We start from the raw sequence: 23,223 nt of genomic DNA on the forward strand, positions 1-23,223 counted from the left end.
CCTTAGCCTTTGTAGGCTCGGGCGTTTTCTATAAGTTCCCGAGCATTAGCTCGAGCCTTTTCAGTAATATCGGCCCCGGCTAACATACGAGCCAGTTCTTCAACTCGTTGATCATCGTTTAATTCACGCAAACGGCTCACCGTTGTGTCATCTTCCTGAGACTTCTGTACCTTTAAGTGATTTTTCCCGTAACAGGCCACTTGCGGTAAATGGGTGACGCACATCACTTGACGCTCAAAAGAGAGCTTTTTAAGAAGTTTTCCAACCACGTCAGCAACCGCACCGCCGATGCCGGCATCAACTTCGTCAAAAATCAAAGTATCCACAGGGGTGGATTTTGATGTGATCACTGAGATGGCCAGACTGATACGGGATAACTCACCGCCGGAAGCGACTTTGGAAAGGGCTCGAGCGGCCACACCCGTGTGACCGGCAACCAAGAATTCACACTTTTCAACGCCAAGCGAATAAGGTTCGCATTCATTAAGAGAGGCTTCAAATCGGCCGCCTGTCATCGAGAGCATTTGCATGGCATCCGTTACAGCCACTGAAAGCGTCTTTGCGGCTTGACGTCGCTTCTTGGAAAGTTCTTTGGCTACTTGCATGAAGCTCTGGCGTGCCTTTTCCTCTTCTTTCTCTAACGCTTCTAAGTCAAGATTTTGCTGCAGGGCTTTAAGCTTTTGGCCTGTTTCTTCGTATTTTTCAAAAAGGGCTTCCGGCAGGGTATGGAATTTCCGAGCCGCATTAAAGTAAAGGGAGACTCGCTCATCAACTTCTTCAAAACGGCTCTCATCCAAATCCGTGCGATCTGAATAGCGTTCAAGTTCACGAACCGCATCTTCTAAAATGGCCTGAGCTTCAGACAATTGATTGGCAATTTCGCCTAACTTCTCATCGTATTGAGAAAGGGATTGCAATTGTTCCGTATGTTGCCCTAAAAGCGAAAGGGCACTTTCGTCGTTTTCAGACAGTTCACTTTTGGCTGCATCGAGCGCTTCTAAAATGTCATGCGCGTTACCCAGGCGTTTGTGCTCTGCATTGAGTTCTTCCCATTCGCCCTTTTGAGGGTTGATTTGAGAAAGTTCCTCATGTATCCAGGCCAAACGGTCAGCCTCATCAGATAATTTTTTCGCGTCTTCTTTAGCTTGAGACAGGCGTTTTTGAGCGTCTTGCCACGTGGCAAAAGCAACCTTTGTTTCAGCCAGTTCTTTTCCATAGCCGCCATAGGCATCTAGCAATGCTAACTGTCCCGAGGTTTTCAATAACGATTGCTGGGCGTTTTGTCCATGAATATCAAGAAGTTGGGCGGCAATCTCTTTAACTTGGGAGGCGGTGACAGCCACGCCGTTTATCCAAGAGCGAGAGCGGCCGTTGCGGTCAATGACACGTCGAATAATGGCGGTTTTTTCCAACAGATCATCTTCTGTGGTTAGTGCAGAATCACGAAGGTGAGCAAACACCTCGTCATTGACTTCAAAAATGGCCGTGAGGTCTGTTTGTTTGGCCCCTTCACGAATAACACCGCTATCGGCTCTGCCACCTAAAATCAGCTGTAACGCATCAATCAATATGGATTTGCCGGCACCAGTTTCACCGGTAAGAACCGTCAGCCCAGTCGATAAATCCAAAGAGAGCTCTTTGACGATGACAAAGTCTTTAAGTGAAAGGTGCAAAAGCATGATAAGGCTAATCCTTGATGGGCAGCGAAGCGTTGGCCGAAGGCATCAGATTCCAATACAGTTTTCGACGCAGTGTGTCGTAATGATTGTGTCCGATCGGATGCAAAATAGTGAAACTTTCAGGCAAAGTTCTGACTCGGAGAACGTCGCCCTTTTGCATCGGGAAAAAATCCTGCATATCGCAATAAGCTGATGCTTCCCTTGCCTCAATCAGACTGATATCCACGATACTAGAACCGGGAAGGACAATCGGACGATTGGTTAGGGCGTGGGGGGCGACCGGTACAAGAACCATGGCGTTTAAGGCCGGATGCAGAATCGGGCCGCCGGCGGCCATTGCGTAGGCAGTAGAACCCGTGGCAGAGGCAACGATGATGCCGTCAGCCCGTTGAGTGGCCATGGGATGGCCATCTACCCAGACGTTAAATTCCACCATAGAGCCCGCTCGACCGTGTGTGATACCTGCATCGTTTACAGCCGTGGCGTTAAAGACGATTTCGCCCTTGCGATAGACACGGATGTGAAGCATTGAGCGAGTATCGACTTCATATTCACCCCGAAGCAAAGGCGGCAAGTCTTTATCCATTTCCTCAAGGGAAAAATCAGTGATAAAACCAAGACGGCCGGCATTGATGGCAATGATGGGAAGCTTGAAGCGGGCCATACGCCGGGCGATGCCAAGCGTTGTTCCGTCTCCGCCTAACATAATGATCACGTCAGCTTTAGAGCCTAACTCATCAAGGCTGACACCTTGAGTTCCAGGGAGATGCTCTGCCGTACTCTCTTCAAGCAAGTATTGGACGTTTTCTGCACGCAAAATGGTAAGAAGCTTTTTTAATGCCTCACCCATCGGTTCCGTTCGCTTGGCAAAGACTGCGGCGTTCTTAAACGATTTCACTTTTCAGGGCCTTTAAAGCGACAGACCGAAAGGAAAATACACTTTCGGTCCGACCTTTTTAATAAAGAAATTATTCTTCGGCTTCTGCGCCGATTGCAACACTGTGGAAACCGGCGTCAACGTGGACGACTTCGCCCGTGACGGCGCTTGCCAAATCGGAAAGCAAGAAGGCAGCGACATTGCCCACTTCTTCAGTCGTTACCGTGCGACGAAGAGGAGCATTGGCTTCCATATGGTAGAGCATCTTAGAGAAACCTTGAATGCCCGAAGCCGCCAAAGTCTTAATCGGGCCGGCAGAAATGGCGTTAGCGCGGATGCCCTTGGGGCCGACGCTGCTGGCAATGTAGCGAGTGCTGGCTTCAAGCGCAGCTTTGCAAAGGCCCATGGTGTTGTAGTTGGGAACCACTCGTTCGCCGCCCAGGTACGTGAGGGTCAAAAGAGAACCGGCGCGGCCTTGCATCAAGGGTAAAGCGGCTCGGGCGATTGCCGGGAAAGAGTAAGCGGAAATATCCATGGCTGTTTTAAAAGCATCACGCGTGCAGCCTTCAAGGAAGTCACCGGCAATGGCTTCACGCGGAGCAAAGCCGATTGAGTGAACCAGACCGTCCAAGGCGCCCCAACGTTCTTTAATTTGCGCGAAAGCGTTATCGATTTGTTCGTCACTGGAGACGTCCATTTGCAGTACAAAGTCACTGCCGAAATCGGCGGCAAAACCGGCTACGCGATCTTTGAAGCGTTCGTTGGCGTACGAGAAAGCGAGTTCCGCGCCTTCACGGTGGCAGCACTTGGCAATGCCGTAGGCAATAGAGCGGTTGGAAACAATACCCGTGATCAGAATCTTTTTACCTTGAAGAAAACCCATTTGATCCTCACTTTTTTAACAATGGATAACGGATTGGATTTTAGCTAAAGCGCTAAAAACTTTGAAGTTAAGGGCCAAGGTTTAGCATTAATGAGGGATGACTAAACGCTGACCGGGTTTGAGGTTTTTTGTTTGAAGACGATTTTCGTCCATGATGGCGCTTACGCTTGTGCGATGGCGTTGGGCGATCGTGTAGAGCGTATCGCCGCGCTTGACGCGATAGGCCGTCTTCCGAAGACCGGCACGCTGTACTTCACGAACGGTCAGGCGCAATCTTTGGCCCACCTTGATTGTGTTGCTTTTGAGTCGGTTTTGTTTGCGAATGTCCGCAGCCTTAACACCAAAGCGCGAGGCAATGCCCGATAAGGTATCTCCGCTTCGTACTCGATACGTAATGCGTCGAGTGGTGGGCAGTGGAACAAGGCGCATGGCGGAGTCGGCTTCTGCGACCTGAATGTCCTGACTGGCATGAGCATCTTTAACAAGAATGGTGCTGCCGACCTGAACACGACGATTTTTCGGGATCTTATTGGCTGCGCGCACTTCATCTTCAGTCATGCCGTAACGTTTGGCTATGGTTTTCAGTGTCTCGCCTTTTTTTACCGTATGCGTGGACCAATTGGAAAGCGGTTTGCCGGTTGCCTGCCAATTAATCAGGTTGGAAACAAAGGCGTCAGCTTTGGCAGCCGGAATCAAAATAGAGCCTTGATGCGCGGCGACAACCACCGGTCGGTTAAAACTCGGATTCAGAAGTCTGAATTCCTGCAAATCGGTTTCGGCCAATTGAGCGGCCGTTTCCAAATCAAGATCCCGGTTTTTATTGACACGCACAAAGTACGGTTCGTTGGCAATGGCGGGTAACTTTAATCCATACCGCTCGGGTTCTTGGATGAGTTTCTTAATGGCCAGGAGTTTGGGCACGTAGCGAGAAGTTTCTGCCGGAAGAGGCAAACTCATAAAATCGGTGGGTTTGCCCTTGGCTTTGTTGGCGGCAACCGCTCGGCGGATATAACCTTCGCCACAATTGTAGGCAGCAAGAGCCAAGTGCCAATCTTCAAATTGATTGTGAAGGTATTGTAAGTAGTCAAGTGCTGCACGCGTACTTTCTACAACATCAAGTCTGTCATCTCGCCAGCTTGACTGTCTTAAATCAAAGATATCACCTGTAGAAGGGAGAAACTGCCAAAGTCCTGCCGCTTTGGAGCGTGAAAGCGCCTCGGGCTGAAATGCACTTTCTACAAAGGGCAAAAGAGCCAACTCTGTCGGCATTGCTCTTTTCTGAGTTTCCGAGACAATAAAATACAAATACATCCGAGCGCGGAAAGCCATTTGCTCGGTATAGGGGAGCGCTTTAGTGTAGCGTTCCAGCTCCTTATCGACAACCGCTTCGGGTAAGTCCGATAAACCAAAGCCGCGGCGAATGGTTACCCAAATGGTGTCATCGGGATTGATTCGTGTGCGTTGAGCCTCACGCAGTTCAACAGAACGAACGAATTCGTCGTTTTCAATAGTGATGTCACCTAGCAAGTCCACAAAATCGGAAGCCGCGGCGCTCAGAGACCATCCGAGCCCCGCTATGATGACGGCCAGGTGCTTGAAAGCGATCAAAGAAAACCTCTTACTCTTCTTCTGTCGGTTCGGGATTTTGTCCCGAAACGATGGCGCGCAACCCGTCGGCGTCAATGATGTGGACGTGTTTTTGGTTCACTTCAATGAGTTTATCGTGCGAGAAGCGTGACAAAACACGGCTTACCGTTTCCAATTTGAGTCCGAGATAAGAGCCGATTTCGGCACGGGTCATACGGAGCACAAATTCAGTTCGGGAGTAGCCGCGGGATTCAAAACGTTGAGAGAGGTTTAAAAGGAATGCCGCAAGTCGTTCTTCGGCGTGCATGGATCCCAAAAGGAGCATAAGGCCGTGTTGACGAACGATTTCACGGGAAAGCACTTTTTGAAAGTGCAGATTGTAATCTTCAATTTCGCTGCAGGCAGCAAGAATTCTTTCGTACGGGATGACACAGACTTCGGTATCTTCCAGAGCGATGACATCGCACGAATGCACTTCATTGGCGATGCCGTCTAAACCGATCAATTCTCCGGACATGTGGAAGTTGGTCACTTGTTCTCGGCCGTCGCTACTCATTACAGAACTTTTTAAAAAGCCCAGACGGATAGCGTAAATAGCTTCAAAACGGTCACCGGCCCGAAACAGCGGCTCACCTCTATGAATGCGCTTACGAGATGCGATCAGATCTTCCAAGCGGTCAATGTCACGTAACGACAATCCGAGAGGAACACAATGTTCCCGAAGATTACAGTGAGAACAATTGACCCTGAGAGAGGGCACGGATGAAAGATTCGGAGACAAAGTCGACATGAAATGCCAATCAAAAATGTTTTAACACCCGCAGACAGTGACTGGACAATTGGACGGCCGCTTTCAGCTTGCGGTAATAATTCCTGTGCACAATGTCAGCAATGTCACTGCTGTCATTTTTACTTTTGACTTTCGTCAAAATCAGATTGTGAAATGATAACAGAACTTTAACTTAAATCAAATTGGTGAACTTTAGGTGTTATCCCATGTTGACTGATCCGAATTTAACCGGCGTGGAATTGCCATCCATTGAGTTGTTGCAAAAGTTTGATGTTCCGGCTCCTCGCTACACGTCTTACCCGACCGCAGACCGCTTTAATAAAAACTTTACAACGGACGATTACGAGGAAGCTCTCGCTAATCGTGAGGCGGATAAACCGCTCTCCTTGTACGTACACATTCCATTTTGCAATGACATTTGCTTTTATTGCGGATGCAATAAGCAAGTGACGCGTGACCACAGCAAAAGTGCCGAGTACTTGGATGTTCTCGACAAAGAAATTGAATTGGTTAAGGGAAAAATCAGCGGCAAGACAACGGTTAGTCAACTTCACTTCGGTGGAGGCTCGCCCACCTTTCTCAATAATGAGGAAATTGAACGGGTGATGGATTTGATCACCAGTCGTTTCCCGTTGGAAGAGGGAGGGGAATTCTCTATTGAGGTTGACCCCAGGACTTGTCCGCCTGAGAAAGTTCAGACCCTCGCTAAAGTAGGTTTGAACCGTATGAGCTGCGGGGTGCAAGATTTTAATCCGGACGTGCAAAAGGCTGTCAATCGCATTCAACCCTTTGAGATGACTCGCGATACGATGCAAGCTGCGCGTGAAGCGGGTTTTCATTCCATCAACATGGATTTGATTTACGGGTTGCCGAAGCAGACGAGAAAAAGTTTTGAAAAAACGCTTGATCAAGTGTTGGAGCTTTCGCCTGACCGGATAGCCCTTTATCACTATGCACACCTGCCGAATCACTTTCCGCCGCAGCGTCGCATCCTAGATGCAGATTTGCCGGGTACGGTTGAAAAGGTTCACATCATGATGGATGCCATCACACGGCTGACGCAAAATGACTATCGTTACATCGGGATGGACCACTTCGCCAAGGTAACTGATGAATTAGCCATTGCCCAGCAGCAAGGCAAGTTGCAACGTAACTTCCAAGGCTATTCAACTCGTCCCGATTGTGACATGGTGGCTTTGGGTGTCTCGGCTATTAGCAATGTACATCACTGCTATGCCTGCAATCCCCGTGAATTGCCGGCCTATTATGAAGCCATTCGTTCCGGACGTTTAGCGACAAATCGTGGTTACAAATTAAGTGATGAGGATCAGCTTCGCCACGCGGTCATTATGACCATCATGTGTCAATTTAGGATCGTTAAGGCAGAAATTGAAGCTCGCTTTGGAATTGCTTTTGATGAAACGTTTGCCTACGAACTTAGGAAATTACAAAACTATCAAAAGGTGGGCTTTGTTGAACTAACACCGGAAGAAATTGTTGTAAGTCCTAAAGGTAAGATTTTCGTCAGAGCGGTCGCCATGCAATTTGACCGTTATCTTCGCGAATCTGATCGAGCAGGCGGTTATTCAAAAATCGCTTAAAATGCATGAGGGCTACTTCCTTTTAAGAAGTTAGCCCTAACGTGTTGACGTTTCGTGCGGATCACTATCCAAATAATGGCTGATACGAGCATTGGACTAAGTCTACAATTACCCATGTAAGGCACACTTATCTGTGTCATAATCAACGAGCACGAGGTTTGAGAGTCGGGCATAACTTCACCTCATGTAAAAAGACTTAGCCAGTGTTCGCGCACTGGCTTTGTCGTTTCTAAACCACTTACGTGGGCCCCTACGGCTTTCGCCGTAATCTTTTTTGCGCGCAGAAATTGAAAGATTCGGCGGCAAGGTTTCAGGGCTGAGGTGAGACAGCCAAACAATCCCACTTCGTGACGAGCGGTATTTTATCAAAAATAAATTAGATGTGGCTCTTTTTTTGATGTTGATTTTAGCTATCAATCAGTACTATTTAGCTTAAATAACAGAAATAATTGACTATATTTGTAAATAAAATGAACGTATTCTATGATCGGTGGTTAATTAAAAGAGGCGTCAAACAAAACCATTGTTTAACGCCTCATTTCCGGTGAGCGGTTGGACAACTTCGTTAGTGTGGCAGTTGATTAAAAGCTTGATTTAAATCCTCAATCAGATCAACCGGATTTTCTAGGCCGACCGCAATCCGAACCATTCGCTCAAACGGCATAGGTGTCCGGTTCCGAGTTCCATAGCTTTGAATCAGAAGACTTTCAAATCCGCCCCATGAGTAACCCCGACCAAAAATTTTGAGAGCATCAATCATAGGGGCAAGCTTATTGGCGTAACGCTCCTTAAATACAACTCCAAAAAGTGAAGTGGCTCCGGAGAAGTCTCGCTTCCAGATTGGGTACGATGGGTCCGTCGGTAGGGCAGGCCACAAAACACGTTCAACTTCTTCTCTTTGTAAAAGCCAGTCAATAATTTGTTTTGTGCTCTGAGCGGCCGCTTTAACACGGACAGCCATTGAGTGAAGCCCTCTGTATGCCAGGTAAATGTCATCACAACCGGTTGTTTGTCCGGTTTGTACAAAAGTACGATAGGCTTGAGGCCAGGTTTTGGCATTGCAGATGACAACGCCCATTGTCAAGTCGGAGTGACCGCCAATGTATTTGGTCGCCGCATGAATGACAACGTCAACGCCAACGTCAAGGGGTTTAAAGAAAAGAGGAGTCGCCCAGGTGTTATCAATAACACTGATGACTCCTTTTTCTTGGCAGGCTTTGGCAATGGCTGGCACATCGGGCATTTCAAACGTATGGGAGCCCGGGGTTTCTAGCATGACAAGAGCGGTATTGGCCTTAAAAAGTGAAGCAATATCAGCACCGACTGAAGGCGAGAAAAATTCAACTTCCACCCCCATTCGACGCAATATTTCTTCTGCAAACTCCCGAGTCGGTCCATAAATGGTATCGATTAAAAGCGCATGATCGCCGGCCTTTAAAAAAGCGAGAAGAGGAATGGTGCAAGCCGCAAGCCCGGACGGGAAGGCCCAGGCCCCGGCGGCATTTTTACCTTCAAGAGCGCAAAGCGCTTTGTAGAAAGCATGGTGAGTCGGTGTGCCGTATGTTCCATAAGGAATTTTGTCCTCAATCATGTCCCGTTCGTGCATAGCACGATTCATCATGTCTTCGGCAGACTTATGCAACACTGTTGATGCTCGGATAACCGGCGGATTAACAAAATCGTAATCATCGGAAATATGCCGACCGGCATGGACCAAAAGTGTCTCTTCTCGCATCAAATAAACTCCTTAAAAAAATTAACTTAACGCCGATCTTTTTCTCGACGGTCCGGACGATGGTCCTTTTTAGGGCGAGGCGGTTTCTTATCCTTCTTGGGTTTGGGCGGGCGTTTCTTTTCATCCCGATCCTTACGCTTTTTGTTTTCGTCCATCTCGCGCGGCCCTTTCCCATAGCGCTCTTTTCGCCAATCGCGTCCGGCTTTCTCTTCCTTATAGCGCCACTCTAATTCTTTGCGCCATTCGTCGCGCGTATAGCGTTTGTTGTTTTCGCGATCGTAGTAATACTTTCCGTCCCAACGACCATCCTTATCGTGACGCTCCATGAAGTCTTTCATTGCCTTGTCTTTGACATTGGAGAGAAATTCGCCAAGCGGACTTTTCTCTTCGGCAAAAGCCTTGGAGCCAAGAAAAGCTAAACCTAAAGCGGAAGCTATAAATAATCGTCTAGTAACGCTCATATTGACTTCCTTGGGTTAAGTTTCCCTCATCAGTAATATCATAGGCTTGAAACGAAAAAAGGACTGTTTGAAATTGTTGCCAAAAAGATTGTTAGTGCCTTGGTCGAATGCATGGATTCAGTGATATTGTCCCCAGCTAGTGTAAAAATGACTAAAATTAACAAATTCGCTCCTAAGATTTGAAAAAAGCTTGGGAAAACCGTTTTTTATGAAAAGAGACTGATTATGAAAACTTCGCAAATTCGCGAGACCTTTTTGAAGTTCTACGAAAGCAAAGGTCATACGATTGTGCATTCCAGCCCTGTGGTGCCGGGCAATGACCCGACACTGTTGTTTACCAATGCAGGTATGAATCAATTTAAGGACGTGTTCTTGGGCTTTGACAAGCGTCCTTACACCCGTGCAACGACCGCTCAAAAGTGTATCCGCGCAGGCGGTAAACACAACGACTTGGATAATGTTGGCTATACCGCTCGTCACCACACCTTCTTCGAAATGTTGGGTAACTTCAGTTTCGGTGACTACTTCAAGCACGATGCAATCAAATTTGCTTGGGAGCTCTTGACACAGCACTTTCATCTTCCGGCTGAAAAGCTCTGGGTCACGGTCTACGCTGAAGATGACGAAGCTTATGACATTTGGAATAAAGAAGTGGGAGTGCCCGCTGAACGTATCGTTCGTATCGGTGACAATAAGGGCGCTCGCTACATGTCGGACAATTTCTGGATGATGGGTGATACCGGTCCTTGCGGTCCTTGCTCAGAAATTTTTTACGACCACGGTGAAGAAGTTCAAGGCGGCCCTCCGGGAAGTCCAGACGAAGACGGTGACCGTTATATCGAAATTTGGAACCTGGTGTTCATGCAATTTAACCGTGACGAAAACGGTGTGATGCACAAACTGCCGAAGCCTTCCGTGGATACAGGCATGGGTCTTGAACGTATCGCTGCTGTGCTGCAGCACGTTCACAGCAACTATGAAATTGACCTCTTTAAGAATTTGCTGGCAGCGGTAAAGAAAGCTGTTGAAGAAGCCGGTGCTACCGATGTGGATCCCGAAAGTCCCTCTTTGAAGGTGATCGCCGACCATATTCGCGCCTGCACGTTCTCTGTTGCTGATGGTATTTTGCCGGGCAACGAAGGTCGCGCTTATGTGCTTCGCCGTATTTGCCGTCGCGCTATCCGTCACGGCTATAAGCTCGGTGCGCGCAAACCCTTCTTTGCCGGATTGGTGGATGCCGTGGTCACAGAAATGGGTGAAGCCTATCCTGAAATCAAGAATCCGAAAATTAAGACGATTCTTGCCAAAGAAGAAGAACGTTTTGCTCAGACGCTCTCCCAAGGCATGCAAATGCTCGAAGATGCTATTGCAGAGACGAAGAACGGCGTTTTGGATGGTCAGGTCGCCTTTAAGCTTCACGATACCTACGGCTTCCCGGTTGATTTAACGGCTGACGTCTGCCGTGAACGTGATGTGACAGTGGACATGGATGGTTTTGACGCCGCCATGCAAGAGCAGCGCGACAAGGCTCGTGCCAGCGCTAAATTTAAGATGGCCGCAGGCCTTGAATACAATGGTCCGGATACGGCCTTTACCGGTTATACGGAAACCGAAGGCAAGGCTGCTAAAGTTATTGCCCTTTACCTTGATGGCGAGCAGGTTGAAGAAGTACCGGCAGGAGATGACTGCGTTGTGGTTTTGGATTCCACGCCGTTTTATGGTGAAAGCGGTGGTCAAGTCGGTGACACCGGTGTTATGAAAAATGACACGACTATTGTTCGTGTGATTGATACGCAAAAGATTAAGGCAAAGGTAACCGGCCATCATGCCCATGTGGAAGAAGGCCATGTGAAAGTGGGTGACGTGTTTGATGTTGCAATTGACGCCGAACGTCGTGCAAGCATCCGCCGCAACCACTCGGTTGCTCACTTGCTCCAGTACGCATTGCGTGAAGTATTGGGTGATCACGTTCAACAGCGTGGTTCTTGGGTTGGTCCCGATGTGATGCGTTTTGACTTCACTCATACGGAAGCCATGACTGTGGATCAAATCCACGCAGTGGAAGATATCGTTAACCGTGAAATCTTGGCTAATACTGAAGTCTGTGTTCAGGAAATGCCGATTGAAGAGGCTAAAAAGACGGGCGCGATGATGCTTTTCGGTGAAAAGTATGGTGCGACTGTCCGCGTGGTTAAGATTGGTCCTTCTTGTGAACTTTGCGGTGGTACGCACGTTGACCGTACGGGTGACATCGGTTCGTTCAAGGTCTTAAGTGAATCGGCGATCGCTGCGGGTATTCGTCGTGTGGAAGTGACAACCGGCATGAACGTTGTGGCTTTTACGCGTAAAGAAGAAAATACGATTCGTGAAGTGTGCGCCGCTTTGAAGTCTCCGGTTGATGTGGTGACTGACAAGGCCCACGCCGTTTTTGATACGGTTAAGAGCCTTGAAAAAGAAGTGACACGTCTGAAAGAAAAGATTGCCCAAATGACGGCAACCACGTTGGTTTCTTCTGCCAAGGACTTTAATGGCTACAAGCTCCTTGTTACTAAGGTCGAAGGCATTGAAGCCAAGGCTTTACGCTCAATGGCAGAAGGTTTGCGCGATCAATTGGGTGAAGTCATTGTGGTGTTGGCGAGCGTAAACGACGGTAAGGTGCAGATTGTGGCTGGTGTGGCTAAGTCGCTTACCTCTCGTGTGAAGGCTGGTGAATTGGCCGGATTTGTTGCCTCCAAGATGGGCGGCAAAGGCGGTGGAAAACCCGATTTAGCTATGGCGGGCGCTCCGAAGGCAGAAGGCCTCAATGAAGCGTTAGCCTCGGTTGAAGGTTTTCTGCAAGGCAAGTAACCATGCATTTTGACGAGCAAATCGATACAAGGGGCACAAAGTGCCCCATGCCGGTGCTTAAAACGAAAAAGGCTTTGGCCAAGATGCAAACCGGTGAGGTGCTGATGGTTTTGGCAACCGATCCGGCAAGTGTCGCCGACTTAGCTCAATTTGCCTCGCAGACCGGACACAAAATCCTTTCGCAGGACGAAGTGAACGGTGAGTGGCATCACTATATCGAGCACAAATAGTCGTTGTACTCTATAAAAAACTCGGCGTTGGTTTTTATCCTTCGTCGAGTTTTTTCTACTTAAGAATGACTAATCGGCATTAACATCGCCAAAAATATCAACCCACATGGGCCAGATCGTGCCATAGGCGACAGTAGTCAAGAAAAATGCAATCGGCATGAGAACAAAGATTGAAAGATCGCCGATACCTAAAGATTCAGTGATAAAAATGACTGCTAAGGCACAAAGCACCGTGAAGCCGAAAATGAGAATGAGCAACACCACGATAGAGAGCCAATTTCTCAAGCAGCCGAAGAAGGAATAAAAAATAGCTTTCCCAACCGCCATGTTTTTCCAAGTAACCAAAGCGGGCGCAAACCAGGTCGCCATCTGTCCTAATGCATAGATGATAACGGTGACAACGGCCGCTGACCACGGGAAATTGGCATAAACAGAATCCCAATTGAGTCTGCCGTCAACCACTTGCCACTGACTGACCTCATCGACAGCCATAAAAATGTAGAGGTAATTGGCGACTAACAGAAAAGCCGCATAAATTACTCCGACTCTCATCAGTCGGGAGCGTTTAAACGGATCCTTAAAAAGTTCAACCAAAACACCATACGACGGTTGTCTGCCTTCGTAGGCCTCTCGAGTTCCTTCTATGATGAGCATTGTTCCGAAAGGCATAAAAAAAGCAGCGACAACGAGGCCAAACATCGGCAATGCTCCCAAAACCGACATGGTGAAAACGTAGAAAATACAAATACTCACCATACCGAAAGGGGCCTGGCGAATGGCGCTCAGGCCCTGACGGAGCCACTTAATCGGCGAGGAAAAACTCGCAATGTGACCTTGCATGCTTTAGAACCCGAAATTGATGAACTTAGGTGTTCCGAGCGTGTCTTTGCTGTGACCGGGGTTTGTACTGGGGCGGTCAGAGCGGTTTTCAACCGTATATGGAATTTGTGTGCTGCCGGGCGTCACAACATATTCCGTGATGCGGTTGTTTTGATCGCGAACTTCTTCAATTTCTGTTCGCTGAGAACGGCGAGTGACTTTACCTTCTTCGCGATCTTTGCGAGCTTTGGCGTAGTCAGCATCTGTTGGCGCTAAGTCAGGATTGACCTCATATTGACGCGCTTTTTCTGAAATTTTGTCGTAACTTGTTGCACGGCGAGGAGCCTTCACCTGGTCTTTGGCCGTTTGAGCATCGGCTTCACTGATTTGGGGCGGTGCACTGATCGGAGCAGCGATGGCGGGAGACAAAGCTGCAGAACCCAGTGTTAAAGCGGCAAGGGCAGAGACTAAAAGTGTTTTTTTCATAACTTACTCTCGAATTATTTTTATTCGGTTTCTACTTTGATTATAGGTGTTGGATTGTACCGAAGGAGAAAAAATTTGAAGTTAATTTGTTTAGTTTGAAAGAAGAAGTACAAAAGAATTATTGCAATAAAAAAAATTCAGCTCTTGCATAAGTTATGATCACAAAGGTGATTTTTTTCTGTAGCGTTGCCTGAATTGTTGTCTAAGTGACTAAAACAAAAAAACTAGTATGAAGTTGCCAGGAAAATTCCTTAGCTTTCTCTACAATCAAGACTTATTTGTCTTGTTTTTTCTGCGATTATGAAAACGGTTTTATTGGTTGACGGTTCTAATTTTCTTTATCGAGCTTTTCACGGCTTGCCGGATTTGAGAACAAGCGCGGGCGAACCTACAGGAGCGATCAAGGGTTTTGCCAATATGCTCAAGATGATTCGCTCCATGATAAAACCGGATTACGCGGCCTGTGTTTTTGATGCACACGGCGGCACCTTTAGAGACAAAATTTACGACCAATACAAAGCTAATCGTCCTCCGATGCCTGATGACTTAGCCTGTCAGGTTGAACCGATTTTCTCAATGGTAAAAGCGCAAGGCTGGCCTTTTTTACAAGTACCAGGCATTGAAGCCGATGACGTTATCGGTACTTTGGCCAAACAAGCCGAAGCGAAAGGATTCAAGGTCTTCATTGCCACAGGTGACAAAGACATGAGTCAGTTAGTCACTGACAACGTGTTTATTCTCAACACCATGACGCGCCAGATTTTGGACGTGGAAGGGGTAAAGAACAAGTTTGGTGTTGCGCCTGATCGAATTATTGATTATCTCTCTTTAATGGGTGATGCAATTGATAATGTTCCGGGTATTACAAAGTGCGGCCCAAAGACTGCTGCTAAATGGATCAACGATTTCGGTGGATTGGATGAGATTATCCGTCGAGCCGATGAAGTAAAAGGCAAGGCAGGAGAGTATCTTCGAGAGGGCGTGTCTTTCTTACCTACTGCTCGCGCTTTGGTGACGATTAAGACTGATGCCGATTTATCTGATTACGTTCAAAATGCTGATGTTTGTTCATTGACCTTTAAAGACGAGGACACCGAATTTTTATCCGGTTTTTACGCCCGTTGGGAAATGCAGCAAAGTAAAAAGGCTGTTGAAAAACGAATGCCGCAAAAACCAAAACCGGTGATCGTTGATACGACAGCGGATTTATTTTCCAGTATTCCGGCTGAACCGGAAGTAAAAACCGTGAGCCGTGAAGAGGTTGAACTGAAGATCATTCATTCCGTCGATGAACTTAAAGCATTAGCCGAGCAATTGCAAAACACAGATGCCATGGTGGCTTTCAGTCTTTTGTGTGATCCCTCTGATGGGATGCATGCAAAAGTAAGCGGCATCGGTTTTTCGTTTGGTGAGGAAAATGTTTACGTTTCGTTTGCTGCGAATAAAACGGATGCGCTTGAGGCAAAAGACGTCACCAACATTTTGGGGCAGTGGTTCGCATCCGACAAGCCCAAGGTGAGTCAGCAATGCAAATACGCTCGTCATGCGCTTGCCAACATGGGGATCGCGCTTAACACGCATACGGAAGATGTCACACTGTTGAGCTACGTGATTGAAGCGCACATGAAGCATGAATTGGCCAATTTAGCGCTTCGCTGGCTCAAAACGGATGTGCCCGCTTTGGAAGACTTAATCGGTAAGGGGGTTAAGCAACTTAAGTGTGAACAGATTGATACAGAAGCCGCCGCTCAGTTTTGCACGCAAAGGGCCCGTTCCATTGCTCAACTTTTTGTGTTGATGCGCGCAAGGGTGGATGGTGACGCAGGACTTAAATCAATTTACGAGACGGTTGAATTGCCCACGCAAAATGTTCTTTTCGAGATGGAAAGAAACGGCGTTTTGATTGACTCCATGCGTTTAGGGGCGCAAAGCGACGCTTTGGGCGATGAGATTGTGAAATTGGAGGCAAAGTGCTGGGAGATGGCTGGGCAACAATTTAATGTTGCAAGCCCCAAACAACTGTCTCATATTCTTTTTGAGGTTTTGCAGATTCCCGTTCCTCCCAAGACTAAGAAAACAGCAACGGGCGGTTACAGTACCAATGAAGATGTCCTACAGCAATTGGCTCTTGACTATCCGTTACCCAAAGCCATTTTGGAATACCGTCGTCTAAGCAAATTAAAGAGTACCTACACGGATAAATTACCGTTGATGATTTTCCCGAAAACCGGTCGGGTTCACACCACATTCGGTCAAACCACTGCCGTGACAGGACGTTTGGCATCGAGTGATCCCAATTTGCAAAATATTCCTGTGCGAACCACAGAAGGCAGACGCGTCCGAGAAGCCTTTGTGGCGCCAACGGGAAGCGTTATCGTTTCGGCGGACTATTCTCAGATTGAGTTACGCATCATGGCCCACTTGTCGGCTGATGCGGGCTTATTGGATGCTTTCCACAAGGGATTGGACATTCACCGTGCGACAGCGGCCGAAGTGTTTGGGGTTACTCTCGATAAGGTCACGCCTGATCAAAGACGTACAGCCAAGGTGATCAATTTCGGATTGATCTACGGGATGAGCGCTTTTGGTTTAGCTCAAAATTTAGGAATTGAGCCTCAGGCGGCAAGAAATTACATTGACCGCTATTTTGCACGATACCCGGGAGTGAAAGCTTACATGGAGAAAACTCGAGCTTTGGCTCATGAGCAGGGGTTTGTTCAAACGGCTTTTGGTAGACGACTGTGGTTGCCTGACATTACGAGCTCCAGGGCGCCGGTGCGAGCAGCGGCAGAGCGGGCGGCTATTAATGCGCCGATGCAGGGAACGGCCGCTGATTTGATTAAAAAAGCCATGATTGCCGTTGAGCGTTGGATTGAAGACAACGGACTAAATACACTGCTGGTTTTACAAGTCCACGATGAATTGGTGTTGGAAGTGCCGCAGGAAGAGTTGGAAAAAGTGAAAGAGGCTTTGCCGAAATTAATGCAAGGAGTTGCTCAATTAGCTGTTCCTCTCATTGCGGAAGTCGGCAGCGGGGACAGCTGGGAATCCGCTCACTAAGAAAAAGGCCTTCAAAAACTGAAGGCCCTTTTCAAAATTTCTTAAAAACTATTGGCATTGACCGGCTTTTTCCGGTTCATATTGAGCCAAGAGTTTTCCGTTTTCATCCCAGAACATCAAACCTTTTTCGTTTTGCGTCAGGTAACGCGTGGCTTGCAACATATTGAGAAGCTTACCTTCAAGCTTCATCGCATCAGGTGAACACATTCTGCGCGTGGTGGCAGCAGGGGCGAAGGAGAATTTCTTACCTTCTTGTGTGTAGGTTGTATTGAAAAGATTGCAACCTAAATTGCCTGCCACTTTGGAGTCATCCAAAAAGTCCATGACGGGTGGCAAGTTTTCACAGTTCTCTTCGTCTTTAGCACTCGGTTCTGAGCTCACAAGCTGCCAGGATGTACCTTGAAGATTTTTAGCAGCTTCTCCAGCCAAATCATCGGCAGGGCTTTTTTCCGTGCATCCTGTTAATGCCATGACACATGCTCCTAAAAGGGCGATGAAAGATTTTTGCATAATGACCTTTCCTTTAAAACTCAGTTGAGATCGTAGCTGAAACGTTGCAGAGACTCCAGTTTTGTTGCATCTTGTTGCCAACTTCAAAAAAAAGGCTAGGGATTTTTTAAAGCCCTAGCCAAACTCTCTCTTCTCTTGTTCCGGAGGACCAGCTCTGCTTGTCTCTCACGGCTCTAACTTTACAGGTCCTGGGTTTCGAATACCGATTCAAAATGTATTCGCTCGCAACTAAATATTTCAGAGCGAAGGCATTGGAAAGCTGATTTCTTAAAAATGTCTATTAAAAACAATGTGTTAAATATTTTTAACAGGCCTGTAAAATTTGCATATTGTTAAGCTTTTGTATTCTGGCGCTTTGTCAGCATGGTGGCAGTGACCCCGGCGACCATTATCACAAGGATGCCGATTTCAGTAACAAGCGACAGTTCATCATTAAAGAAGAACCACCCCATGAGTTCGGCCATGATGATGGCAGAAAATTGCAGACACGAGCTCAATAGCACATTGCCTTGGCCAAAAGCTAACGTCAGGGAGCATTGTGCAAGCGTGGCGCACAGTGCCATGCCAATTAAGTAGATCACGTTATCGGAAGTGATCGGTGAAAGGCCGCCTTCAATAAAAAAGTTACCTAATAAACCGTAGACCGTACCAAATACGGTGAAATAAAAAACAATGCGCCAAGATGGCTCTTTAAGTTGTCCCAACTCTTTAATTTGCCAATAGGCGACACTGCCTAAAAATCCGGAACTCAACGCTAAAAATGCGCCCAGCATTTCCCCTGAAGAAAAAGAGGGACGAAGAACCAATACGACTCCGCAGAAGCCAAGCAGAATGCAGCCCAACAATCCCCAAGGCATTGGCTCTTTTCTCATCAATAAGAAAACAACCATGAATGAGGACATAAAAAGAGGTGAGGTGTAATTAAGGGTCATTGAGGTGCCGACAGGCAACATTGTCAGCGACAGAAACCATAGGGACATTGAGAATGTACCGATAAAGCTCCGCTTAAAGTGTCCGAAAAGGTACGGCGTTCGGATGGTGTAGCCGCGGGCGCGGATAAAGCTGTAGAGCAAAATGACGCCAGCAAGCGAGCGGTAAAAAATCAGTTCAAAGGTACCGAAATCTTCGGCTCCCATCTTCACAAAAACGGCCATCAATGAAAAGAAAAAGGAGGCCGACAACATCCAAAGCGATTTCATAGTATTTGCACTTCAAAGAAAAACATTTTCGGGCGATTAAATACGGTTGTACATGATCATATACAGCTTAGTGAGGCCCTGGGCGATGTTGCGATAACCGTGTTGAGTATCACTTTGGAAATGAATGCCCTCATCCTTTTTAATATGAAACAATTGTTCCCCTGCTTGGATTTCGACTGCTCCCTCTGTTACAAGGATAAACTCAGTGGTGTCTACCACATGAGCGTCGGACTTCCAACAACTACCGGGTTGTAATTGCATGTAGAACACTGAAAAGTGCCTATTTTGGTCATCTGGGAAAACAGGGAAATTTTTAACTTTACCGTTATCTTCCAAGATTGGATCAATCTCGCTGAGTCGAATGATTTCAGAATTGGGCTGCTTTCTAACCGTGAGCGCATCAAAGGGAATTTGTAATCCATTGGCGATTTTCCAAAGAGAACTCAAGGTTGGATTACCATCGCCTCGCTCTATTAAAGCAAGCATACTTTTGCTGACGCCGCTCACTCGAGAAAGTTCTTCGAGACTGAGTTTGCGCTCAGTGCGCAAGCGTCTAATGTTCTGTGCGACAACATGGATGATGGAGTCCAATGTAGCCTCCTAAAGTCCTATATAATGAACAACAAATACCAATAAAATGGACTGATGTTGTGTAAATTCAGTCCTTACCCACGGAGGTCTCTATGAAATACGATTTCGACGAACGAATTGACCGTACAGAAGCCATATCAATTAAATGGTCGAAACAACTCAGAAAACAGATGTTCGATGAAGTTGACATTATTCCTATGGGTATAGCTGACATGGATTTTAAAGTGTCTCCCGCGATTGCGCGAGCAGTGCAAAACCGTGCTTCTCATGAGACCTATGGTTACGGATATCCGTCTGAGGAGTATCTGCAGGCGTGTGTGGACTGGCAAAAAAGACGAAACAATTGGGAAATTCAGAAAGATTGGATTGTTTATACACCTGGTGTGAACATGGCTTTGGTGTGTGCGATTGAGATGTACGCCGAGGTCGGTGATCGAGTAATCGTTCAATCCCCAGTTTATTATCCCTACTATGACTATATTGAGGGTACTGGTCGCAAGATTGCCTACAATCCGCTCGTCAACAAGGATGGTCGATATGAGATCAATTATGAAGGACTTGAAAATTTGGCTCGTGACGAGAAAACAAAATTGATGATTTTGTGTAGTCCCCATAATCCTGTTGGACGGTGCTGGAGTTATGAGGAGTTATTGAAAGTTGGCCAGATTTGCAACAAATATCATGTCATGGTGGCCGTTGATGAGATCCATTCTGATCTGATCCTTCAGAAGGAGCCTTTTGTTCCCTACGCAACTGTGTCTGATCAATTAGCGCAAAATTGCATCATTTGCACTTCTCCGTCCAAGACATTTAACTTGGCTGGATTACTCGTTTCAGACATCATTATTCCCAATGAGTCAATTCGTTTAGCATTCAAAAAAAAGATGGCTCCGTATTATTTATGGCCCGGTAACTTCGGCGCAGTGGCCCAGATCGCAGCGTATAACGAAAGCGAGGATTGGCTCGAAGAACTGCTCATCTATTTGCGTGGTAATGCAGAATTCTTGTATCAATTCACTCAAGCCAGAATGCCTGAAGTGAAATGTCAGGTGCCGCAAGCCACTTATTTGGCATGGATGGATTTTAGTGCTTGGAAAATGAGTCCACGACAACTTTGGGATTTTATGTTGCACCGGGCGCGCGTGGCTCCTGATAACGGACAAGTATTTGGCCCAAATGGTGAAGGTGACGGATTTCAACGTATAAATTTCGCTTGTCCAAGGGCGCAGCTGAAAGAAGCGTTAGAAAGAATCGCGGATGCTAGAGATAAACTGAATATGTCATCAACACTGTGTAGTGAAAATAATTAACAATATGGCTACTTTTTTCTGTGCAATTTCGGATTTTTAGAAAAATAGATTGTTTTGCCTATGCGAGTCGATAAAAAAAGTGCAAAAATAAAACTTGTTCAATAGGAACTGACATGAAATATTTATTTGTTGCCCTTAACCATCATCAACATTCGCTTGAGTAGTCTCTGGCGAGTGATGAGGTTTGCGCCGGAAGACGAAAAGAAATCTTTCGGTGGCAACAAAAATAAAATCCATTTTCATAAAGACGCCTCCGAAAGAATTTCGGGGGCTTTTTATTACGTCCTTCGTTTTCCGGTTCAAAAAGGTCGACAGATGATTTTTGGAAAGGAAAAACGATGCCTGAAAATTCTCGTTTACGTATTGCGCTTCAAAAGTCCGGACGCCTGTCGGACGATTCTTTAGATCTTTTGGAGCAGGCAGGGCTGAGGGTTCGCGTTAGAGCTCAGCGTTTAATTGCCATTGCGGAAAATTTCCCCGTGGAAGTGCTGTTAGTGAGAGACGACGATATTCCAGGACTTGTCATGGATGGCACGGTTGACATGGGTATTGTCGGGGAAGGTGTTTTGGAAGAAACAAAGCTTGCCCGCGAAGCTTTGGGCCGGGAAGCTGCCTATACCGTGAGCCGCCGCCTTGATTTCGGAGAGTGCCGTTTGGGTATCGCTATTCCGTTAGATAAACCCTGGAAAGGTGTATCCGATTTAGAAGGACTTCGCATTGCGACCTCTTTCCCGAATCTTTTAGGCAGGTGGATGCGTGAGCAAGGCGTGAAATTTAAAACTTGTATCTTGACGGGTTCTGTGGAAATCGCGCCGCGCGCAGGACTGGCCGATGCCATTTGCGACCAAATTTCAACCGGCGCCACCCTGGAAGCCAATGGTTTAAAAGAAGTGCAAACGGTTTTTCGCTCAAAAGCTTGCCTCATTGAACGCAAGGGTGAGTTTTCAGATCAAAAACGTGCATTGATGGACATGATCTTGGCCCGCATCGACGGCATTCTCATGGCTCGTGGCTCTAAGTACATCATGCTTCACGCGCCTAAAGACAAAATTGAAGAGGTTGTGAGGCTGCTGCCTGGAGCAGAACACCCGACGCTCTTGCCCATGGCCGATGATGACTCAAAAATTGTTATGCACATGGTGAGCCGTGAGACGCTGTTTTGGGAAACGATGGAAAAACTCAAAGCGCTGGGCGCAAGCTCAATTTTGGTTCTGCCGATTGAAAAGATGTTGAAGTAAGAAAGGGGAGTGGAAATGTCTGTGATGAAAGCCGTTATTTGGAATGATTTGACGGAGAAAGAACAAGCCGAGCTTTTAATGCGGCCGGCGGTTCTGGCCGGGGCTGATATTGCCAAAATCGTGGATGCCATTGTGGCCGATGTGCGGGCAAGAGGAGACGATGCTCTGCGGGACTACGCGGCCAAATTTGATAAAACAGCGCTTACAACCATTCGAGTCAGTGAAAAAGAAATTGAAGAGGCAGAATGCCGCTTGGGTGATGACCTAAAAGAGGCCATGCAGTTAGCCGTCAAAAATATTGAAGCTTTTCACCGCGCTCAGGCACTTAAACCGGTAGAGGTGCAGACGATGCCCGGGGTTACGTGCCGTCAAGTAACGCACGCCATTGATTCAGTGGGTTTGTATGTGCCGGGCGGTACCGCTCCACTTTTTTCAACCGTGATGATGTTGGCGATTCCTGCCAAGATTGCCGGTTGCCGCAAAATTATTTTAATGTCGCCGCCCAAAATTGCCGATGAAATTTTGTATGCCGCTAAACTGTGCGGGGTCACAGAGATTTATCAATCCGGCGGTGCTCAGGCGATTGCCGCTATGGCCTTTGGTACGCAGAGCGTGCCGAAGGTGATGAAAATCTTTGGCCCCGGCAACGCTTTTGTAACGCAGGCCAAGCGTTTAGTGAGCGAGTGTGCTGACGGTGCGGCTATTGATATGCCGGCTGGTCCCTCCGAGGTATTGGTCATTGCCGATGCGGCGGCCAATCCAGCCTTTGTTGCAGCCGATTTGCTCTCTCAGGCCGAGCATGGCAAGGATTCGCAAGTGGTTTTGGTGACACCTGATCAATCATTGGCAGAGAAAGTCGCGCTGGAGGTTGATGCCCAGTTGCAGCAGCTGCCTCGCAAAGCCATTGCAGAGGTAGCACTATCGATGAGCCGTATTATTGTGGCTGATGATTTGGATGCGTGTGTTACGATCTCCAATCGCTATGCTCCTGAACACTTGATATTGGAAACGCGAAATGCAAGAGAGCTCGTCAACAAAGTGCGAAATGCGGGCTCGGTATTTTTAGGCGATTGGTCCACGGAAAGTGCCGGCGACTACGCTTCAGGGACCAACCACGTCTTGCCGACCTATGGGTACGCTAAAACCTATTCCAGTTTGGGGTTGGCTGATTTTGAGCGCCGTATGACCATTCAGGAGGTTACGCAGGAAGGCCTTCGCGCCTTGGGACCGGCGATTGAAAAATTGGCTCAGGCAGAAAAGTTGGACGCACACAAGCGCGCAGCTTCTATCCGTTTGGAAAAACTTAATGGAATTTAAATC

The 23,223-nt window shown here is 47.3% G+C and carries 19 protein-coding genes; 7 read left to right on the forward strand and 12 right to left on the reverse strand.

The genetic code is table 11. The features are described 5' to 3' along the window. Nucleotides 1-2 precede the first annotated feature (2 nt). From recN to NW199_RS03120, 5 genes are all read right to left on the reverse strand, one after another. Nucleotides 3-1,679, reverse strand: coding sequence for a DNA repair protein RecN (recN, locus tag NW199_RS03100; protein WP_022472644.1), 1,677 nt, complete (start codon nucleotides 1,677-1,679; stop codon nucleotides 3-5). A 7-nt stretch (nucleotides 1,680-1,686) separates the two neighbouring features. After that, nucleotides 1,687-2,577 carry an NAD(+)/NADH kinase gene (locus NW199_RS03105; RefSeq protein WP_258333607.1) on the reverse strand — a complete coding sequence of 297 codons (891 nt, stop codon included), beginning with the start codon at nucleotides 2,575-2,577 and terminating at the stop codon, nucleotides 1,687-1,689. Between the two features lie 70 nt (nucleotides 2,578-2,647). Further along, a complete protein-coding gene (fabI, locus tag NW199_RS03110; protein WP_022472642.1) occupies nucleotides 2,648-3,439 on the reverse strand; it encodes an enoyl-ACP reductase FabI in 792 nt (263 codons plus the stop codon). 87 nt (nucleotides 3,440-3,526) lie between these two features. After that, on the reverse strand, nucleotides 3,527-5,047 hold the full coding sequence (locus tag NW199_RS03115; protein ID WP_258333608.1) for a LysM peptidoglycan-binding domain-containing protein: 1,521 nt from the start codon (nucleotides 5,045-5,047) through the stop codon (nucleotides 3,527-3,529). A gap of 10 nt (nucleotides 5,048-5,057) precedes the next feature. Continuing rightward, complete coding sequence (locus tag NW199_RS03120) at nucleotides 5,058-5,816, reverse strand: helix-turn-helix domain-containing protein (RefSeq protein ID WP_249092666.1); 759 nt, start codon at nucleotides 5,814-5,816, stop codon at nucleotides 5,058-5,060. 206 nt (nucleotides 5,817-6,022) lie between these two features. Here NW199_RS03120 and hemN point away from each other — a divergent pair, with 206 nt between their 5' ends. Then, nucleotides 6,023-7,417: an oxygen-independent coproporphyrinogen III oxidase gene (gene hemN, locus NW199_RS03125; RefSeq protein ID WP_309148109.1), complete on the forward strand. Its 1,395-nt coding sequence runs from the start codon at nucleotides 6,023-6,025 to the stop codon at nucleotides 7,415-7,417. Between the two features lie 565 nt (nucleotides 7,418-7,982). On the opposite strand, the gene metC is transcribed toward hemN, so the two are convergent. Continuing rightward, nucleotides 7,983-9,152: a cystathionine beta-lyase gene (gene metC / locus NW199_RS03130; RefSeq protein WP_258333609.1), complete on the reverse strand. Its 1,170-nt coding sequence runs from the start codon at nucleotides 9,150-9,152 to the stop codon at nucleotides 7,983-7,985. 26 nt (nucleotides 9,153-9,178) lie between these two features. Beyond that, the gene (locus tag NW199_RS03135; RefSeq protein WP_258333610.1) at nucleotides 9,179-9,613 is read right to left on the reverse strand and encodes a hypothetical protein; all 435 of its coding nucleotides are present in this window, start codon (nucleotides 9,611-9,613) and stop codon (nucleotides 9,179-9,181) included. 225 nt (nucleotides 9,614-9,838) lie between these two features. On the opposite strand from NW199_RS03135, the gene alaS reads away from it, so the two are divergent. Both alaS and NW199_RS03145 read left to right on the forward strand, forming a co-directional pair. Further along, nucleotides 9,839-12,460 carry an alanine--tRNA ligase gene (gene alaS / locus NW199_RS03140; RefSeq protein WP_258333611.1) on the forward strand — a complete coding sequence of 874 codons (2,622 nt, stop codon included), beginning with the start codon at nucleotides 9,839-9,841 and terminating at the stop codon, nucleotides 12,458-12,460. Between the two features lie 2 nt (nucleotides 12,461-12,462). Next, nucleotides 12,463-12,690, forward strand: coding sequence for a sulfurtransferase TusA family protein (locus NW199_RS03145; RefSeq protein WP_249092662.1), 228 nt, complete (start codon nucleotides 12,463-12,465; stop codon nucleotides 12,688-12,690). Nucleotides 12,691-12,759: 69 nt separating this feature from the next. Here the strand turns inward: NW199_RS03145 and NW199_RS03150 are convergent, their stop codons facing one another. Beyond that, entirely contained in the window at nucleotides 12,760-13,530 is a 771-nt protein-coding gene (locus NW199_RS03150; RefSeq protein WP_258333612.1) for a BPSS1780 family membrane protein, read from the reverse strand. A gap of 3 nt (nucleotides 13,531-13,533) precedes the next feature. Beyond that, nucleotides 13,534-13,995: a hypothetical protein gene (locus tag NW199_RS03155; RefSeq protein WP_022472633.1), complete on the reverse strand. Its 462-nt coding sequence runs from the start codon at nucleotides 13,993-13,995 to the stop codon at nucleotides 13,534-13,536. A gap of 300 nt (nucleotides 13,996-14,295) precedes the next feature. Between NW199_RS03155 and polA the strand changes: the two genes are divergently transcribed. Further along, complete coding sequence (gene polA / locus NW199_RS03160; RefSeq protein ID WP_258333613.1) at nucleotides 14,296-17,055, forward strand: DNA polymerase I; 2,760 nt, start codon at nucleotides 14,296-14,298, stop codon at nucleotides 17,053-17,055. Nucleotides 17,056-17,103: 48 nt separating this feature from the next. Here the strand turns inward: polA and NW199_RS03165 are convergent, their stop codons facing one another. The 3 genes from NW199_RS03165 to NW199_RS03175 form a co-directional block, all read right to left on the reverse strand. Next, a complete protein-coding gene (locus NW199_RS03165; RefSeq protein ID WP_022472631.1) occupies nucleotides 17,104-17,565 on the reverse strand; it encodes an META domain-containing protein in 462 nt (153 codons plus the stop codon). 332 nt (nucleotides 17,566-17,897) lie between these two features. Next, a complete protein-coding gene (locus NW199_RS03170; protein ID WP_022472630.1) occupies nucleotides 17,898-18,764 on the reverse strand; it encodes a DMT family transporter in 867 nt (288 codons plus the stop codon). A 36-nt stretch (nucleotides 18,765-18,800) separates the two neighbouring features. Continuing rightward, nucleotides 18,801-19,355, reverse strand: coding sequence for a helix-turn-helix domain-containing protein (locus NW199_RS03175; RefSeq protein ID WP_258333614.1), 555 nt, complete (start codon nucleotides 19,353-19,355; stop codon nucleotides 18,801-18,803). A 92-nt stretch (nucleotides 19,356-19,447) separates the two neighbouring features. On the opposite strand from NW199_RS03175, the gene NW199_RS03180 reads away from it, so the two are divergent. The 3 genes from NW199_RS03180 (at nucleotide 19,448) to hisD (ending at nucleotide 23,220) form a co-directional block, all read left to right on the forward strand. Next, entirely contained in the window at nucleotides 19,448-20,665 is a 1,218-nt protein-coding gene (locus tag NW199_RS03180) for a MalY/PatB family protein (protein WP_258333615.1), read from the forward strand. A 338-nt stretch (nucleotides 20,666-21,003) separates the two neighbouring features. Then, the gene (gene hisG, locus NW199_RS03185; protein ID WP_249092656.1) at nucleotides 21,004-21,903 is read left to right on the forward strand and encodes an ATP phosphoribosyltransferase; all 900 of its coding nucleotides are present in this window, start codon (nucleotides 21,004-21,006) and stop codon (nucleotides 21,901-21,903) included. A 15-nt stretch (nucleotides 21,904-21,918) separates the two neighbouring features. Beyond that, nucleotides 21,919-23,220, forward strand: a complete 1,302-nt coding sequence (gene hisD / locus NW199_RS03190; RefSeq protein ID WP_022472628.1) for a histidinol dehydrogenase — start codon at nucleotides 21,919-21,921, stop codon at nucleotides 23,218-23,220. The last annotated feature ends 3 nt before the right edge of the window (nucleotides 23,221-23,223 follow it).

This window comes from Parasutterella secunda (assembly GCF_024733725.1).
In the GTDB taxonomy this organism is placed as follows: Bacteria; Pseudomonadota; Gammaproteobacteria; order Burkholderiales; family Burkholderiaceae_F; genus Aphodousia; species Aphodousia faecalis.